This window comes from Agathobaculum massiliense (assembly GCF_900291975.1).
Classification (GTDB): domain Bacteria; phylum Bacillota; class Clostridia; order Oscillospirales; family Butyricicoccaceae; genus Agathobaculum; species Agathobaculum ammoniilyticum.
Genome location: NZ_OMPN01000001.1, coordinates 262,828 through 278,971, shown reverse-complemented (window position 1 = coordinate 278,971; position 16,144 = coordinate 262,828). Strand labels below are relative to the sequence as shown.

Annotated in this window: 17 protein-coding genes; 11 read left to right on the top strand and 6 right to left on the bottom strand. The window is 55.8% G+C overall.

The genetic code is table 11. The features are described from left to right. Positions 1-179: 179 nt before the first annotated feature. The 3 genes from DBQ51_RS01305 to dapF are packed head-to-tail and all read right to left on the bottom strand — an operon-like array spanning position 180 to position 3,800. Complete coding sequence (locus DBQ51_RS01305; RefSeq protein WP_054326010.1) at positions 180-1,355, bottom strand: LL-diaminopimelate aminotransferase; 1,176 nt, start codon at positions 1,353-1,355, stop codon at positions 180-182. Continuing rightward, positions 1,345-2,958, bottom strand: coding sequence for a CTP synthase (locus DBQ51_RS01300; RefSeq protein ID WP_107630546.1), 1,614 nt, complete (start codon positions 2,956-2,958; stop codon positions 1,345-1,347). Before DBQ51_RS01300 ends, DBQ51_RS01305 begins: the two co-directional genes overlap by 11 nt. Further along, positions 2,955-3,800 carry a diaminopimelate epimerase gene (gene dapF / locus DBQ51_RS01295; RefSeq protein ID WP_082396678.1) on the bottom strand — a complete coding sequence of 282 codons (846 nt, stop codon included), beginning with the start codon at positions 3,798-3,800 and terminating at the stop codon, positions 2,955-2,957. Before dapF ends, DBQ51_RS01300 begins: the two co-directional genes overlap by 4 nt. A 478-nt stretch (positions 3,801-4,278) precedes the next feature. Between dapF and DBQ51_RS01285 the strand changes: the two genes are divergently transcribed. The 5 genes from DBQ51_RS01285 (at position 4,279) to DBQ51_RS01265 (ending at position 8,811) form a co-directional block, all read left to right on the top strand. Then, complete coding sequence (locus DBQ51_RS01285) at positions 4,279-6,366, top strand: glutamine synthetase III family protein (RefSeq protein WP_054326008.1); 2,088 nt, start codon at positions 4,279-4,281, stop codon at positions 6,364-6,366. A gap of 132 nt (positions 6,367-6,498) precedes the next feature. Then, a complete protein-coding gene (locus DBQ51_RS01280; protein WP_159068023.1) occupies positions 6,499-7,542 on the top strand; it encodes an FAD:protein FMN transferase in 1,044 nt (347 codons plus the stop codon). Continuing rightward, positions 7,532-7,903 carry a NusG domain II-containing protein gene (locus DBQ51_RS01275; RefSeq protein ID WP_107630543.1) on the top strand — a complete coding sequence of 124 codons (372 nt, stop codon included), beginning with the start codon at positions 7,532-7,534 and terminating at the stop codon, positions 7,901-7,903. Before DBQ51_RS01280 ends, DBQ51_RS01275 begins: the two co-directional genes overlap by 11 nt. Positions 7,904-7,921: 18 nt before the next feature. Then, entirely contained in the window at positions 7,922-8,434 is a 513-nt protein-coding gene (locus DBQ51_RS01270) for a Gx transporter family protein (RefSeq protein ID WP_107630542.1), read from the top strand. A gap of 50 nt (positions 8,435-8,484) precedes the next feature. Then, positions 8,485-8,811 carry a hypothetical protein gene (locus DBQ51_RS01265; RefSeq protein ID WP_107630541.1) on the top strand — a complete coding sequence of 109 codons (327 nt, stop codon included), beginning with the start codon at positions 8,485-8,487 and terminating at the stop codon, positions 8,809-8,811. A gap of 54 nt (positions 8,812-8,865) precedes the next feature. Here the strand turns inward: DBQ51_RS01265 and ilvA are convergent, their stop codons facing one another. Then, positions 8,866-10,077, bottom strand: coding sequence for a threonine ammonia-lyase (gene ilvA, locus DBQ51_RS01260; RefSeq protein ID WP_054326005.1), 1,212 nt, complete (start codon positions 10,075-10,077; stop codon positions 8,866-8,868). 192 nt (positions 10,078-10,269) lie between these two features. Here ilvA and DBQ51_RS01255 point away from each other — a divergent pair, with 192 nt between their 5' ends. The 6 genes from DBQ51_RS01255 (at position 10,270) to tsf (ending at position 14,761) form a co-directional block, all read left to right on the top strand. Further along, positions 10,270-10,995: a coiled-coil domain-containing protein gene (locus DBQ51_RS01255; protein WP_054326004.1), complete on the top strand. Its 726-nt coding sequence runs from the start codon at positions 10,270-10,272 to the stop codon at positions 10,993-10,995. 3 nt (positions 10,996-10,998) lie between these two features. Then, entirely contained in the window at positions 10,999-11,550 is a 552-nt protein-coding gene (locus DBQ51_RS01250) for a FumA C-terminus/TtdB family hydratase beta subunit (protein WP_107630540.1), read from the top strand. Between the two features lie 93 nt (positions 11,551-11,643). After that, entirely contained in the window at positions 11,644-12,501 is an 858-nt protein-coding gene (locus DBQ51_RS01245; RefSeq protein WP_054326003.1) for a polysaccharide deacetylase family protein, read from the top strand. Between the two features lie 4 nt (positions 12,502-12,505). Next, the gene (locus DBQ51_RS01240) at positions 12,506-12,745 is read left to right on the top strand and encodes a YlmC/YmxH family sporulation protein (RefSeq protein ID WP_242977794.1); all 240 of its coding nucleotides are present in this window, start codon (positions 12,506-12,508) and stop codon (positions 12,743-12,745) included. 230 nt (positions 12,746-12,975) lie between these two features. Beyond that, positions 12,976-13,716, top strand: coding sequence for a 30S ribosomal protein S2 (gene rpsB, locus DBQ51_RS01235; protein WP_054326002.1), 741 nt, complete (start codon positions 12,976-12,978; stop codon positions 13,714-13,716). Between the two features lie 112 nt (positions 13,717-13,828). Next, positions 13,829-14,761: a translation elongation factor Ts gene (gene tsf, locus DBQ51_RS01230; protein ID WP_107630539.1), complete on the top strand. Its 933-nt coding sequence runs from the start codon at positions 13,829-13,831 to the stop codon at positions 14,759-14,761. A gap of 46 nt (positions 14,762-14,807) precedes the next feature. Here tsf and DBQ51_RS01225 read toward each other — a convergent pair whose 3' ends face one another. Together DBQ51_RS01225 and DBQ51_RS01220 are read right to left on the bottom strand one after the other, a co-directional pair. Further along, on the bottom strand, positions 14,808-15,476 hold the full coding sequence (locus tag DBQ51_RS01225; RefSeq protein ID WP_107630538.1) for a TIGR01906 family membrane protein: 669 nt from the start codon (positions 15,474-15,476) through the stop codon (positions 14,808-14,810). Further along, positions 15,473-16,105: a lysoplasmalogenase family protein gene (locus DBQ51_RS01220; protein WP_107630537.1), complete on the bottom strand. Its 633-nt coding sequence runs from the start codon at positions 16,103-16,105 to the stop codon at positions 15,473-15,475. Before DBQ51_RS01220 ends, DBQ51_RS01225 begins: the two co-directional genes overlap by 4 nt. Positions 16,106-16,144: the final 39 nt, after the last annotated feature.

Here is a 16,144-nt window from a genome sequence, read left to right as displayed (position 1 = left end):
GTGCATCGGTACTGCTCCCGCACGGCCTTTGCGCAGGCAGGACAAAGCATGGCGGCTTTCCCAGCGTCAGCATCCAAGGTTTTGCAGCAAAGTACACAGGTTTTTGTAAAAATAAGACCCATAACACCCCTCCGATCAAAGGATAAAGGACTGACTCCGAAGAGACAGCCCTTTTTATCTTATCCAAGCAGCTTTTTCAGGCGCTCTGCCGCCTCAACCGTTCGCTGCTGGTCGCCGAACGCGGTCAGGCGGAAGAAACCGTCGCCGTTCTTGCCAAAGCCGGCGCCGGGCGTGCCGACCACATGGGCGTGTTCCAGCAGGTAGTCAAAGAACGTCCAGCTATCCATGCTATTCGGGCATTTCAGCCAGAGATATGGGCTGTTTTTACCGCCCGTGTACCAGATGCCGAGCGAATCGAGCGTTTCGCTGAGCACTTTGGCATTCTGCTTATAATAGCCGAGCGTTTCCCGAATCTGCTGCATGCCCGCTTCGGTAAAGCAGGCCGCCGCACCTTTCTGTACGATATAGGGTACGCCGTTGAATTTTGTGGTCTGGCGGCGCAGCCACATTTTGTTGAGTTTTCCATCAGCCAAAGCCTTAGGGACGATCGTCCAGCCACAGCGCGTTCCGGTGAAGCCGGCCATTTTGGAGAACGAACAGAACTCGACCGCACAGGTTTTGGCACCCTCGATCTCATAAATGGAGCGGGGGAGACCGGTGTCTTCGATAAAGCATTCGTAAGCCGCATCATATAGGATAACAGCATGCTGCGCGTTGGCGTACTCCACCCATGCCTGAAGTCCGGCACGGTCATATGCGGCGCCGGTCGGGTTGTTCGGGGAGCAGATATAGATGATATCACACGCTGTGCCGGCATCCGGCAGCGGGAGGAAGCCGTTTCCCGCGTTGGCGTCCGCAAAAATCACCTTGCGGCCGGCCATGACATTGGTATCGACATAGACGGGATAGACCGGATCGGGAACCAGGACGGTATTATCTGCGCTGAACAGGTCGAGGATATTGCCGAGATCACTTTTTGCGCCGTCCGAAATAAAGATTTCATCGGTATCAAGCGAAACGCCATGCGTCCGGTAATAGCCGGCCAGCGCTTCGTGCAGAAAGCTGTAGCCCTGCTCGTCGCCATAGCCGTGGAAGGTTTCCTGCCGGGCCTGATCCTCGACCGCCGCGTGCAGCGCGTCGATCACAGCAGGAACCAGGGGACGGGTTACATCTCCGATGGACAGCTTGATCACATCCGCTTCCGGATGGGCGGCCTGAAATTCGCGCTGCTTTTTGGCTACGGTGGAAAACAGATAGCTCTGCGCGATATTGTCAAAATTTTGATTAATCTGCATGTTTTTTGCTCCTTTCCAGCGATGCTGCAACAAACGCCTTGAACAGCGGATGCGCGCGGTTGGGGCGGGACTTGAATTCGGGGTGGAACTGTACGCCGATATAGAACGGATGGTTTGGGATCTCGACTGTTTCAACCAGCTCGCCGGTGGGCGAGGTGCCTGTAATCAGCATACCCTGTTTTTCGATCTGCTCACGGAAATTATTATTGAATTCATAACGGTGGCGGTGGCGCTCGGAAATCATTTCCGTGCCATAGGCCGCAGACATGATGGTGTCCGGACGAATTTTACATGGATAAGCGCCCAGACGCATCGTACCGCCTTTTTTGGAAACGCCCTGCTGACTTTCCATCAGGTCGATGACCGGATGCGTGGAATCCGGATCAAACTCGCTCGAATTAGCGTCTTCAAAGCCCAGCACGTTGCGCGCATAGCTCATGACCGCAATCTGCATGCCCAGACAGATGCCGAAATAGGGGATGCCCTGTGTGCGCGCATAATTGGCGGCGCAGATCATGCCCTCAATGCCGCGCGGGCCGAAGCCGCCGGGGAGGATGACGCCGTCGACCTCGCCGAGCAGCTTGTCCACGGTCGAGTCGTTGATCTCCTCCGAATCCACCCATTCAATATCGACAAAGCATTCATTTTCATAGCCACCGTGCTGCAGGGCTTCCGCAACGGACAGGTATGCGTCGTGCAGCTTAACGTATTTGCCGACCAGCGCGATCCGGACATGCGCCTTGCGCGCTGCGATGCGCTCGAGCATGGAGACCCACTCGCTCATGTCGCCCTTGGGCGCGCCGATGGCCAGCTCGCGGCAGACGATATCGGACAGGTGGCTTTCCTCCAGCATCATGGGCGCCTGATACAGTACGGGAAGCGTGCGGTTTTCAATTACGCAGTCCTCCGGCACGGTGCAGAACATGGAGATCTTCCTTTTGATGTCGTCATCCATAGGCTGATCGACGCGCGCTACGATAATATCCGGGGAAATGCCGAGGCCGCGCAGCTCCTTGACCGAATGCTGGGTGGGCTTGCTTTTCGGCTCGTTCGAGCCGGAGATGTAGGGGACGAGCGTTACATGGATAAACAGGCAGTTGCGGCGGCCGACCTCGGTCGCGACTTGGCGGATCGCCTCAAGGAACGGCTGGGATTCGATATCGCCGGTTGTACCTCCGATCTCGGTGATGACAACGTCGGCCGAGGTCTTCTTGCCGACCGAATAAATGAAAGACTTGATCTCATTGGTAATATGGGGGATGACCTGCACGGTTTCGCCCAGGTATTCCCCAGCGCGCTCCTTGTTGAGCACGTTCCAGTAGACCTTGCCGGTGGTCAGGTTGGAGAATTTGTTCAAGTCCTCGTCGATAAAGCGTTCATAGTGGCCGAGGTCGAGATCGGTTTCCGCACCATCGTCCGTTACATAGACCTCGCCATGCTGGAACGGGCTCATCGTACCCGGGTCGACGTTGATGTAGGGGTCGAGCTTCTGCGCGGCCACCTTGAGGCCGCGGCTTTTCAGCAGGCGTCCCAGCGACGCGGCCGTGATGCCCTTACCCAGACCAGAAACAACGCCGCCGGTTACGAAGATGTACTTTGTCATATCTCGATTTCCCCCTCAAAAATTGTGGTTGCCGCGCCCGTCATGAACACGGTTTCGTCGGTATATTGAATGTTCAGATCACCGCCGCGCAGGCGGACGGTGATATCGCTGCCTTTTTCCGCGCGCCCTGTAAGGCAGGCCGCGACGCCCACGGCGCACGCGCCGGTGCCGCAGGCCCAAGTTTCGCCCGAGCCGCGCTCCCACACGCGCATTTTCAGGCTGCCATCGGATTGGATATTGACAAATTCCGTGTTGATGCGCGCAGGGAAGAGCGGGTGATGCTCGAATTTGGGTCCGATCCGCGCGAGGTCGAGACTATCGATATCCTCGGACAGGAAGATTACGCAGTGCGGATTGCCCATGGAGACACAGGTGACGTGATAAACCCTTTCATCCACCACAAGCGGCGCGCCGACGACGGAATCGCCTTCGAAATCGGCCGGTATATCGCGCGGCAGGAGAATGGCGGCGCCCATATCCACGCGGACAGACTGAACCCTGCCGTCCCGAACGTCGAGTTCGAGCCTTTTGACACCGGAAAGCGTATCAACCGTGACCGCTGTCCGTCCGTTTACCATGCCGTTGTCATACAGGTATTTGCCGACGCAGCGGATGCCGTTTCCGCACATCCGGCCCTCCGAACCGTCCGCGTTGAAAATCCGCATCTGCGCGTCTGCCCGGTCGGATGGAGATATCAGGATGATACCATCGCCACCGATGCCGAAATGCGGCTCGCTCAGCCGGATGGAAAGCGCCTCCGGATCGGGTACAGCCTGGTCGAAGCAGTTGAAATAAATATAATGATTGCCGCAGCCGTGCATTTTGGTAAAAGACAGCTTCACGCGGTTTCCCCTCCTTGAAGATCATTTTTCGAGGCGTGCATACGCGTTTCACGCACCGCAACCCATATGTAATTTAGTATAGCATAATTCCTTTCCGATTTCTCTACCCAATTGAAAAAAACCGGAAAAATTTTGTCGTATCCCGAAGGCTGGTTTTGGGTGGTATCATACAAAAAATGAAGAAATCGGACAATGCGACGGAAAGGGAAGAAGCGGGCGTTTTGCGGATTCTGAAAAATACGGACCGCCCGCGCGTAAGATACCTGTACAGATTAAACAAAGAGGAAAAAGACGAGGAGGAGGCCTTGACAAGCCGGAAGCATGCGGATTATAATTCTTTTGTAAACAGCAGAACGCGCTGTGGGAAACCATCCCCGCAGCGCTTGTTTTATATGGTTATATGGGCAGCAAATAACAGGCTGATTATTTATTGTTATCACGAAAAATCTATATCAGAGTAGTAAGGAGCGATATGTGTATGAACACGGCAAGGAACGTCCCCGAGCTTTTTGGCAGCATGGTCTTTAACGAGACTGTGATGAAGGAGCGTCTTCCGAAGGATGTTTACCGCAAGCTCAAAAAGACCATGCGGGAAGGGACTGCGATCGATGCGGACGTTGCCGCCGTTGTGGCGACAGCGATGAAAGACTGGGCGCTCTCCAAGGGCGCAACGCACTATACCCACTGGTTCCAGCCGCTCAACGGCATTTCAGCCGAAAAGCATGATTCCTTTATCTCTCCGACGGACGACGGCGGCGTGATGATGGAGTTTTCCGGCAAGGAACTGATCAAGGGCGAGCCGGACGCGTCTTCGTTCCCCTCTGGCGGCCTGCGCGCGACCTTCGAGGCGCGTGGCTACACGGCCTGGGATCCGACGAGCTACGCCTTTGTCAAGGATGGCTCGCTGTATATCCCGACTGCGTTCTGTTCGTATACGGGTGAGATACTCGATAAAAAGACGCCGCTGCTGCGCTCGATGGAAGCGATCAGCGCGCAGGCCTGCCGCGTGCTGAAGCTGTTCGGCAAGGAGGTCCGCCACGTCACAACGACGGTCGGGCCGGAGCAGGAATACTTTTTGATCGATAAACGGGACTACGCCAAGCGCAAGGACCTGATTTTCACCGGCCGCACGCTGTTCGGGGCAAAGCCGCCGAAGGGACAGGAGATGGAGGACCACTACTTCGGCTCCATCCGCCCGCGCGTGGCGGCGTTCATGCAGGAACTGGACGAAGAACTGTGGAAGCTCGGCATCTTTTCCAAGACCAAGCATAACGAGGTCGCGCCCTGCCAGCACGAGATGGCGCCGGTGTTTACCACAGCCAATATTGCGACCGACCATAACCAACTCACCATGGAGGTCATGAAGCGGGTCGCGCAGAAGCATAATTTTATCTGCCTGCTGCATGAAAAACCGTTCGAGGGCGTCAACGGCTCGGGCAAGCACAACAACTGGTCGCTTTCCACGGATACGGGCGAAAACCTGCTCGAGCCCGGCAGGACGCCGAGCGAAAACGCGCAGTTCCTGCTGTTCCTGACTGCGGTTATCAAGGCTGTGGACGAATATCAGGACCTGCTGCGCATCTCGGTTGCATCCGCGGGCAACGACCACCGCTTGGGCGCGAACGAAGCGCCTCCCGCCATCGTTTCCATGTTCATTGGCGACGAACTGCAGGCAATCCTGGATGCGATTGAGTCGGATGCGGACTATACGGATATGACCAAGACCAAGATGGATCTCGGCGTATCCGCGCTGCCGGACATTCCGAAGGATACAACCGACCGCAACCGCACCTCCCCGTTCGCCTTTACCGGAAACAAGTTTGAATTCCGCATGCTGGGCTCGGCGATCAACATTGCCTGCCCCAATATCATGATTAATACTGCGGTCGCGGAGGAGCTGCGCCTGTTTGCGGATGAGCTTGAAAGCGCCGCCGACTTTGAGAGCGCGCTACATGAGCTGATTAAGCGCGAGATCAAGGCTCACAAGCGAATTATTTTCAACGGCAACGGCTATGACGACGCTTGGATTACAGAAGCGGAAAAGCGCGGCCTGCTCAACCTGAAGTCGACTGCCGAGGCGCTGCCGCACTACACGGATGAGAAAAACATCCGCCTGTTTGCAACGCATGGCGTTTATACCCGCATCGAGATGGAATCCCGCGAAGAGGCGCTGCTGGAGGAATATTATAAGACGCTGCATATCGAAGCGCTGACAATGGCCGATATGGCGCGGGAAGAGATACTCCCCGCCTGCACAACGTTCCAGAATGAGTTGGCGCAAACGGCAAGGAACAAAAAAGAGGTCGGCGTATCCAATACGATGGAGGTTGACCTGCTGCGCAAGGTCTGTGGGTTGACAGAGGAGTTGTACAGAAAATGCGGCGAATTGAGCGACGCCATTGCACAGGCGCCGCAGGCCGATGCCAAGCGCCTGTCGAATTACTATCATGATATGGTCATCCCGATCATGAACGCAGTGCGTCAGCCTGCGGACGATCTGGAGTTGCTGGTTGGCAAGAAATACTGGCCGTTCCCGACGTATTCCGATATCCTGTTTTACGTCTAAAGTTACAACAAAACAGTACGCATTGCCGGCCGGCGGTGCGTACTGTTTTACTTTGGAGAGCGGCGCGCTTGTGTTTTTTTCATGATTGTATTATAATGATACATATTTTGCATGCGGGAGAATGGTATTGCGATGAAACGGATAGCTGCGCTGCTTGCGGCGCTTTTGTGCCTGTCAGGGTGCTCCGGCAGCGGAAACGTCTGCAGCACAGATTTTTTTGCCATGGACACGTTTATGTCCATAGCGGTATGCGGGGAAGGCGCGGAGGATTCCGAAGCGGCGCAGGAACTGGCAACGGAGTTGGAACAGCGTGTAAACGTACTGGAACCGGCGCTTTCCCGCACAAGAGAGGACAGCGACCTTTACCGTTTGAACCACGCGGAGGGGGCGGTCTGCACGGTGGCTGAGGATACCTATGCGGCAATCGCTGATGCGGTGGAGTACGCGAAGCTGACCGGCGGCGCGTTTGACCCAACGATGGCTGCGCTGACCGATCTGTGGGGTATCAATACGGAGGACGCCAGGGTACCGTCCCAGAATGAGATCGAGCAGGCGCTGTCCGGCGTAGGCTATGAGAATATCGAGCTTCTAGGAGACGGACGGGTGCGCCTGCTGAACGGTGCGCAGCTTGACCTTGGCGGCATTGGCAAAGGGTTTGCAACGGACGAGGTTCAGGCGGCTTGGGAACAACGGGACCGTTCGGGGACATGGAGCGTGCTGGCCCGTCTCGGCGGCAATGTTGGGGCGTTCGGCGAGAATCCCGACCGCGACGGAGGGAACTGGGTTGTCGGTATTGCAGATCCGGATAACAGCGCGGATTATTTGGCAACGGTCGCGGTAAAAGACCTGTCGGTTGTCACCTCGGGCGACTATGAGCGCTATTTTGAGCAGGATGGGAAACGGTACCACCATATTTTTGACCCCGCTACTGGTTATCCGGCGGAAAGCGGCCTGCGCAGCGTGACCGTGATCGACGAAAGCTCTACCCGTGCGGATGCGCTGACGACCGCGCTGTTTGTCATGGGGCTTGAGGAGGGAATGATGTTTTGCGCCGAAAATCAGATCGCCGCTGTTTTCATCACAGCGGACCGGCAGGTTTACACGACGCAGCAGGTCGGCGAGCTCTGTACCTTTTCGTTTTTAGGTGAGGAAAAAGGGTATACCTATGCGCAGTAGAATGAAGTGGGGAGACGCCGTGATTATCGGCGCGGTGCTGCTGGTGGCGGCCGCGCTGGCCGCTGTGCTGGCAATGCAGGCGGTGGGCGACCGGCTTTATGCGGAGGTCTGGAAAGACGGCAGTCTGGTGGAGCGGGTCGCACTGGAGGAACAGACCGACCGGACGATCGAGCTTGATGGACATAATACAGTGGTATTGCTTGGCAAAACGGCAAAAATGCAGTATGCGGATTGCCGCGACCAGGTCTGCGTCAGGACCGGAACATTAACGCGTGCCGGCCAGGTGGCGGTCTGTCTCCCGAACCGCGTTGTGCTGAAAATCACAGGCGGGCAGAGCGATATTGACGCGATCGTAAGTTAGAGGGGAGTGTGCGGAAGGATGAAAGCGAAAAAGGTATCGTTCTGCGGCCTGCTGACCGCGCTCGCGATCGTACTGTCGCTGGCCGAGCGGCTGTTTCCACTGGATGCGGTCGTGCCGGTACCCGGCGTCAAGCTCGGCCTTGCAAACGTGGTGACCCTGTTTGCGCTGACAAGACTTTCGGTGCGGGACGCGTTTTTTATTTTGGTATGCCGCGTGACGATTTCCTCGGTACTGATGGGGAGCGTGACCGCGTTTCTGTTTTCCCTGCTTGGGGGGCTGCTTTCCTTGGTTGCCATGTACCTGCTGCTGCGGCTGGAAGGGCGGTTCTGCTCTCTGCTGGGTGTCAGTGTGGCCGGGGCGGCGGCACATAATATCGGGCAGGTGCTTGCGGCAATATTCTGGATGCAGACAGCGGCAGTTGCGGCGTATCTGCCTTTCCTGCTGGTGATGAGCGTCCCGCTTGGGCTTGTGACCGGCCTGACTTGTTCCGTTGTGCTTGCGCATATGAAAAAAATCGAGTTTCATGTATAAATTTTTTTGCATCCTCCTATACTATGAGCAAATATAAAGGAGGAAATGCAATGAAAAAGCTTGTTGCGTTACTGGCCATGATGACAATGCTGATTGGCTGCGGCTGCTCCAATACGTCCGACGACCAAAATAAAGACGATGCGGATAATACGGTTACGGACAGCCAGAATGATCAAAACGACACGATGGATAACAGCATTGGAAATGATGCGGATAGAGTCGGAGACGACATAGTCGATGGCGTGGACGACGCGGGCAACGCCATCAAAGACGGCGCCGAGGATGTCGGCGATGCACTGACCGGAAACGATAACAATAACAACAACGGCGCGGCTGTGGATAATGGGACCGGCGTAACGACCTCCCCCAATCCGTAATCGCAAATAAATAAAGCTGCAGACTCAATGTCTGCAGCTTTATTTATTTCTCCTTTAAATCTGTGAGGTGAAAACCTGATAGCCCTGCCTGCTCAAGTCGTCAAGCAGACGCTTGGCGTGCTCAACGCCGCCGACCTCGCAGACGACTTGGATGATCGCTTCGCCGATATCCAGATCAGCCTGCACTCGGTCATGCTGGAACAGAATGATGTTGGCGTTCTGCTCGGCCACCAGATGTGCAAAACGTTCGAGCGCGCCGGGTACGTCTGGCATCAGCACCGAGAATTTCAACTGGCGGCAGCGAGTGACAAGCCCCTTTTCCACGATCTTATGGATGAAAGACACATCAATATTGCCGCCGGAAAGCACGCAGACGACCTTTTTGCCCTTGACATCCACCTTGTTGTTGAGTACGGCCGCCAGGGGCGCCGCGCCGGAGGTTTCCACGACCTGCTTGCAGCGTTCAAGCAGCAGGAGTACGGTGGAAGCAATCTCCTCATCGGAGACCGTGACAACACGGTCGACATATTGCTGAATATACCGGAACGTGTTTTCACCGGGACACTTGACCGCGATACCGTCCGCGATGGTCCGGACCGTATCCGATGGCTGGAGCGTACCCGCGCGGAAAGAATTGGCGATGGCCGGCGCGCCCTCTGCTTGTACACCGACAATCTGGATGCGCGGATTGATCTGCTTGGCGCAGGCCGCGATACCGGAGATCAGCCCGCCGCCGCCCGCAGGGACAAAAATGATATCGACGAACGGAAGATCGCGCAGAATCTCGAGTGCGATCGTACCCTGACCGGCCATAACATCCTCGTCGTCAAACGGATGGATGAACTCGGCTCCGGTTTCCTCGCAGATCTCACAGGCCTTGGCATAGGCTTCGTCATAGATATTGCCGGCAAGCACAACTTCAGCGCCGTAGCCCTGCGTCGCGGACACCTTTGCAATCGGTGTGGAACGGGGCATGACGATGGTAGACTTTACGCCGACCGAACTGGCTGCGAACGCGACGCCCTGCGCGTGATTGCCTGCGGACGAGGCGACGACCGCATGGAGGTCGCCCTCGGCGTAGCGCTTCATAATCTTGTTGTATGCGCCGCGCACCTTGAATGAACCGGTTTTCTGCTGGTTCTCGTACTTCAGATAGACTTCCGCGCCGCTCATGGCAGAAAAGGTGCCGGAAGTGGACAGCGGGATGTTATGGATCACATTCTTCAGGCGGTCGGCCGCCGCTTCGAAATCTTTCAGCTCTAACATAATATCTTTCTCCGATTTAGCGTGATGAACTTATCATAGCACTTTTGCTTCGGGATTGCAAGCGGAAATCCGAGGATGCGCGTCTGTTTTGCCCGATAAAATGGGGAAGAACGAGGGGGGATGATCTTTTTATTGCCAGAAAGGTCCGGCTTTGCTATACTTAAAGAAGATCGTATAGTGGAGGATAATGTCATGGATGAGCAGAGCAAGGGGTTCCGCGGCGTCGTTTTCGGTGGGTTTAAGCGGGAAGACGTGCTGCGATACATAGAGGAAACAGATACCAGGTACTTTTCGGAAACCGAGGAGCTTCGCCGGCAGCTGGCGGAGGCGCAGGCCGCGATGGGGGAGTTGCGCGGGCAAAATGAAAAGCTGACGGAGAAAAACGCGGAGCTGCTGGAACGGCTAGGGCAGATGACGCTGGATACCGATAAAATCAGAGCGAAGCTCGATGAGATCGAAAAGGGCTTTACCCTGCAGACGACCGAAATCGAAGCACAGAACGCGCGGGCGGAATCGCTTGCGGCGGAAAATGACCGCCTGACTGCGGAAAATACCAAGCTGGCGCAGAAATGCGGGGAGTACGATGCCTCCAAGGAGAAAATCGCAGAGATGGAGCTTTCGGCTTACCGGCGGGCGAAGCAGATCGAGGAGGATGCCAAAAGCGAGCTGCAAAAGCTGCGCCGCCAGTCGCTTGAGATGATCGAGCAGGTCAAACGCCAGCTCGATACGGCGAAAGAGAACTATCGGACGGTTTTGGCGCGCAGTCAGCAGGAATCGGCGGAAATGGCGCGCAAAGCGGGGGAAGTGCTGGGAGAGATCGACCGCATTACGGCCGCGCTTGGAAAGAGCGAAGCGGACAAAAGCAAATCCGGCCTGCGCGATGTACTGAGTAATCTGCGGATCAAGACGGAGGAATGAGCAATGGCGCACTATGACCTGAAAACAGAGGAGCTAAAGCAGATGGCTTCCAAGCTCCGTGCCGGCGATACGGTCTCCCTAACCGGAACAGTGTATACCGCCCGTGATGCGGCGCACAAAAAAATCGTCGCGGCTATGGATGCGGGAGAAGCGCTCCCGTTTGCGTTAGAGGGAGCGGCAATCTACTACGCGGGGCCAACGCCGGCCAAGCCGGGGCAGGTGATCGGTTCGGTCGGACCGACAACATCGGGCCGTATGGATCCCTTTGCGCCGCGACTTCTGGATGCGGGCCTTTCCTGCATGATCGGCAAGGGCATACGCTGCCAAGCAGTGCAGGATGCGATGGCGCGCAACGGAGCGGTGTATATGGTCGCGATCGGCGGCGCGGGCGCGGCCAAGGCGGCGTCTATCAAAAGGGTGGAAGTGATCGCCTATGAGGAACTGGGCTGCGAATCGGTCAAGCGGCTGACGGTGGAAAACTTCAGCGCGATTGTTTCACAGGACTGCGTCGGCGGTAACCTCTATACGGAAGGCGTTGCAAAATATAAAAAATAGCGCGTGGCGCGGAGCGCTGCGGATTCATAAAATTCCCCCGGCGGGCATACGCTGTGCTGAGAAGCATGGAAGCGGTCCGAGGGGGGATTTTTTTTGAAGCTGGGCTTTCGTCACACAGCATTTCAGGCGGTGTGTACGGTTATCGTGCTTTGCTTTGCGCTGGTGTTGCTGCAGCGCGGCGACACAAACGCGGTGTTTGGGGAGCAGAACGGCGTCAGGCTGCCGATCCTGATGTACCATAGCATTTTAAAAGACAGCGCCCGTCAGGGGAAATATGTCGTTTCGCCATCCGTGCTGGCAGAGGACCTGGATGCGTTACAAAAACGGGGCTACGAGACAGTTACGGTTTCCGACCTGCTCGCCTATGTACATAAAGGTGAGCCACTGCCGGAAAAGCCTGTGATGATCACGTTTGACGACGGGTATTATAACAATTATGTTTACGCATATCCGCTGCTGCAGCAGCGGAACATGCGGGCGGTCGTTTCGATCATAGGCTGCCAGACCGACCAGTATACGGAAAGCGGCGTGGAAAACGCCTACTGGTCGCATTTGACGATCGACAGGCTGCGCGAAATGCAGGATGTTTTTGAGGTGCAGAACCATTCCTGGAACCTGCACGAATACGGGGAGCGCCGCGGCTGCCTGCGCAGGCGGGGGGAGGACCAGACCACCTATGAAAGCCTGCTGCGGGAGGATACCGGTCAGACACAGGAACTGTTATCCGAGAATGGGCTGCCGGAGCCGCAGTGCTATACCTATCCGTTTGGCGCATGCTCGGATGAAAGCGAGCAGGTGCTGCGCGAAATGGGGTTTCTATGTACGCTCGGATGTGAGGAACGGATGAATTTGGTTACAGGCGATCCATCATGCCTGTATGAAATGGGGCGGTATAATCGTGCGTCAGGGGAAAGCACAGAAAGCTATCTCAAAAGGGCGTTGGGAGAGTGAAGGGATGGGAGCGATGCGTTTTTCCGAGCTGCATTGCAGGGAAGTGATCAACCTGTGCGATGGAGCGCGTTTGGGGGAAGTATGCGATCTAGTGTTCGATCCGGTCTGCGGACAGATCACGGCGATCGTTGTCCCAGGGCAAGGCGGCATCATGAGCCTGTTTTCGCGCGACGACTGTGTGATCCCCTGGAACTGCATCGAAACGCTGGGAGAGGATTATATCCTGGTCCGCTGGAAAAAATAAGCGGGAGCGCATGGAAAGATGCGTGGGGATAAGCGTATAGACCGTATTGCTTTTGGAAAAAATAAGCGAAAATCAGTAAATAATGTTTGACATTGGATGCGTACAGCGCTATACTATTAGAGCATGAATTCGCACATCCTGTGATGAAAGCGGCCGGTGACGGGCCGAACGGCCTGTTGCCGCTGTCAGATGATCAGGGATGGAGGAAACAACCAAGGAGGAAAATGAAAATGGCAGTAATCTCTATGAAGCAGCTTTTGGAGGCCGGTGTACACTTCGGCCACCAGACCCGCCGCTGGAACCCGAAGATGGCGACCTACATCTTCACCGAGCGCAATGGTATCTATATCATTGACCTGCAGAAAACTGTAAAGAAACTTGAGGAAGCATACTTCTTCGTGCGCGATATGGCCGCTGCGGGCGAGTCTATCCTGTTTGTCGGCACCAAGAAGCAGGCGCAGGACGCGATCAAGGAAGAGGCGGAGCGTTGCGGCCAGTTCTATGTCAATGCGCGCTGGCTGGGCGGCATGCTGACCAACTTCAAGACCATGCGTACCCGTATCGCGCGTCTGAACCAGTTGCAGAAGATGCAGGCGGACGGCACGTTCGACCTGTTGCCGAAGAAGGAAGTCATCAAGCTCCAGCTCGAAATCGCCAAGCTCGAAAAGTACTTGGGCGGCGTTAAGGAAATGAAGAAGCTGCCGGGCGCGCTGTTCGTGGTCGACTCCCGCAAGGAGAAGAACGCGATTGCCGAGGCTCGCAAGCTGGGTATCCCGATCGTTGCGATCGTTGACACAAACTGCGATCCGGACGAGATCGACTATGTCATCCCAGGCAACGACGACGCCATCCGCGCGATCAAGCTGATCTCCCAGACCATGGCGAACGCCGTTTTGGAAGGCAAGCAGGGCGAGCAGCTTGAGGTTGAAGCAAAGGCGGAAGAGACTGAAGCGGCTTCCGCGCAGGCATAAGCATAACTGCATAGAAATTAGTGAGTTGTTCGTAGGGCGCGACGACCCGGCGCGCCGAGGTCGTCGCGCCCTACGGTTTTGTTTTGAAATAGAATGATGGAGGAATATAAAAATGGCTTTTACTGCTGCTGACGTAAAAAAGCTCCGCGAAATGACCAACGTGGGTATGATGGACTGCAAGAAGGCGCTGACCGAGTCTGACGGCGATTTTGACAAGGCGATCGAGCTCCTGCGCGAAAAGGGCTTGGCCAAGGCTGCCAAGAAGGCGGACCGCATCGCGGCCGAGGGTGTTGTCTGCGCGACCGTATGCGATAAGTACGGCGTGGGCGCGATTATCGAGGTAAACTCGGAAACCGACTTTGTTGCCAAGAACGCGGACTTCCAGCAGTTCGTTGCTGATCTGGCTGGCGTTGTGACCAAGGAGGCGCCCGCTGATGTGGAAGCGCTGAAGACCTGCAAGATGGGCGACCTGACCGTTCAGGAAGTCCTGCAGGAGAAGGTACTGACGATTGGTGAGAACATCCAGATCCGCCGCTTTGAGCGCTTTGACGAATCCACGGTCAACGTAGCCTATAACCATATGGGCGGCGTGATCGGCGTGCTGGTCGGCCTACAGGTTTCGGACAATCTGAAAGATAATGCGACTGTTAAGGAGCTGGGTAAGGACATCGGCATGCAGGCGGCTGCGATGAACCCGTCCTTTATGGATAAGTCCCAGGTGGACGAGGCGACTCTGGCCAAGGAGAAAGAAATCCTGTTGGCGCAGGCGCTTGAAGAGAACAAGACCGCTGCCAAGCCGAAGCCGGAGCAGATTATTCACAAGATGGTCGAGGGCCGTATCGGCAAGTACTATGAGGAGAACTGCCTCCTGCAGCAGGCATTTGTCAAAGAGAACAAGGTTTCTGTAGAACAGCATATCGCGGCTGTGGCCAAGGAGCTCGGCGGCGAGATCAAGCTGGCCAAGTGCGTGCGCTTTGAAAAGGGCGAGGGTATTGAAAAGAAGCAGGACGACTTCGCGGCGGAAGTCGCTTCCATGGCCAAGTAAGCTATAATGCGAAAAAAGGACGCAGGATAAGCACCCTGTGTCCTTTTTATTGCAATGCCTGCTTTTTCTTCCGATACAGCAGTTCGCCGACCAGTGCGGCCAGACAAAGCCCGCCAAAGGAGAGCAATAGGACCAATGCGCCGGTCCTTGCCCAGAAAGCTTCCGGCAGGATGAGGATGATTTCATCCAGGCGCGCGTCGAATACCCAGTTGGTCTTGCCGGGAAAAAAGACCTGGTGGAAAACAGTAAACATGCTGTTGAAATCGCAGAACGCCCAAATCGCAATGATAAGGTAAACAACGCCCATGGCGGCAGCCGACCAAAATGCAGGCCCGCGCCCGCGGAACCGGTAAAACCGGAGCCCGCAGCGGTGGCCAAGCAGCGCAAGCAAAACCAACGCGGCGGCTGAGCCGCCCAGCAGGACAAAGTCCTGCTGGAACAATATCTTACAGTCCGCAAAATGCGCTTGGCCATCCTCCGACCAGACGAGGTCGCCCGTGCCGAATGGGGCGTCGAACACCAGATAATCCATGACCTCATCATAAGCCTCACGGATCGTCTGCTCGCTCCAGCCAGTCCGCTCGGTGAGCTGAAGCAAGTGGATTTGCTGATAATAGAACGGGCGGCACAGGATAGGGAAAGCGATTGCGGCAGACAGAAAGAATACCGCCAATACAACTGACAGCAGGATAGACAGGGATTTTGATGGTTTCATTGTTTTGTTGCTCCTTGTGGATAGGATGAAAGGGCGATACAGACCTGTGAAGGCAAATAAAAGAGCCACATGCCAAAATGCGTGCAGGACGGGAAGATCCCCAGATTCCATGCGCCGACGCAGAGGTCGCAGCAGACAAACAAAAGCAGCCCGCAGGCAAACAGACGATGCTTCCGGCCGCAGGACCGCAGAAGCACACCTTCCCATGCGTTGACAGCCAGGTTGGAAAAATAGAAGACCGAAAGCGCGGAAAGCGTATCGATACCGAAAAAGAACGCCGACAAAGGCAGTATGCGGAATGGAAGCGATGCAAAGCACAGCCTGCCCCGCAGTCGGTACAGGCGAATACTGTAGATAAACTGCACGATGCAGAAAAGCGATACGCCGAACAGATAATTCCGGTTTTGGACCAATAAAAACCAATCGGCGGCGGCGGTAAATAGCAGGGCGAGTACGACAAGCCTCCCATCCTGACAGGAATGGTTGAGCAGGGCGGCGGAAAAGCAGAGCAGTATGGAAACGTATTTGATCCAAGTGCTGTCGGCCAACGCCGTAAGGTCAAGAACCAGAAAGCAGGCGTACAGCAGGCAGACGAGCGGCAGGAATATGCGAGGGAAAACGCGCTTCATGGAACATCTCCTTTCCGGAAATAATACTATGCCAATATT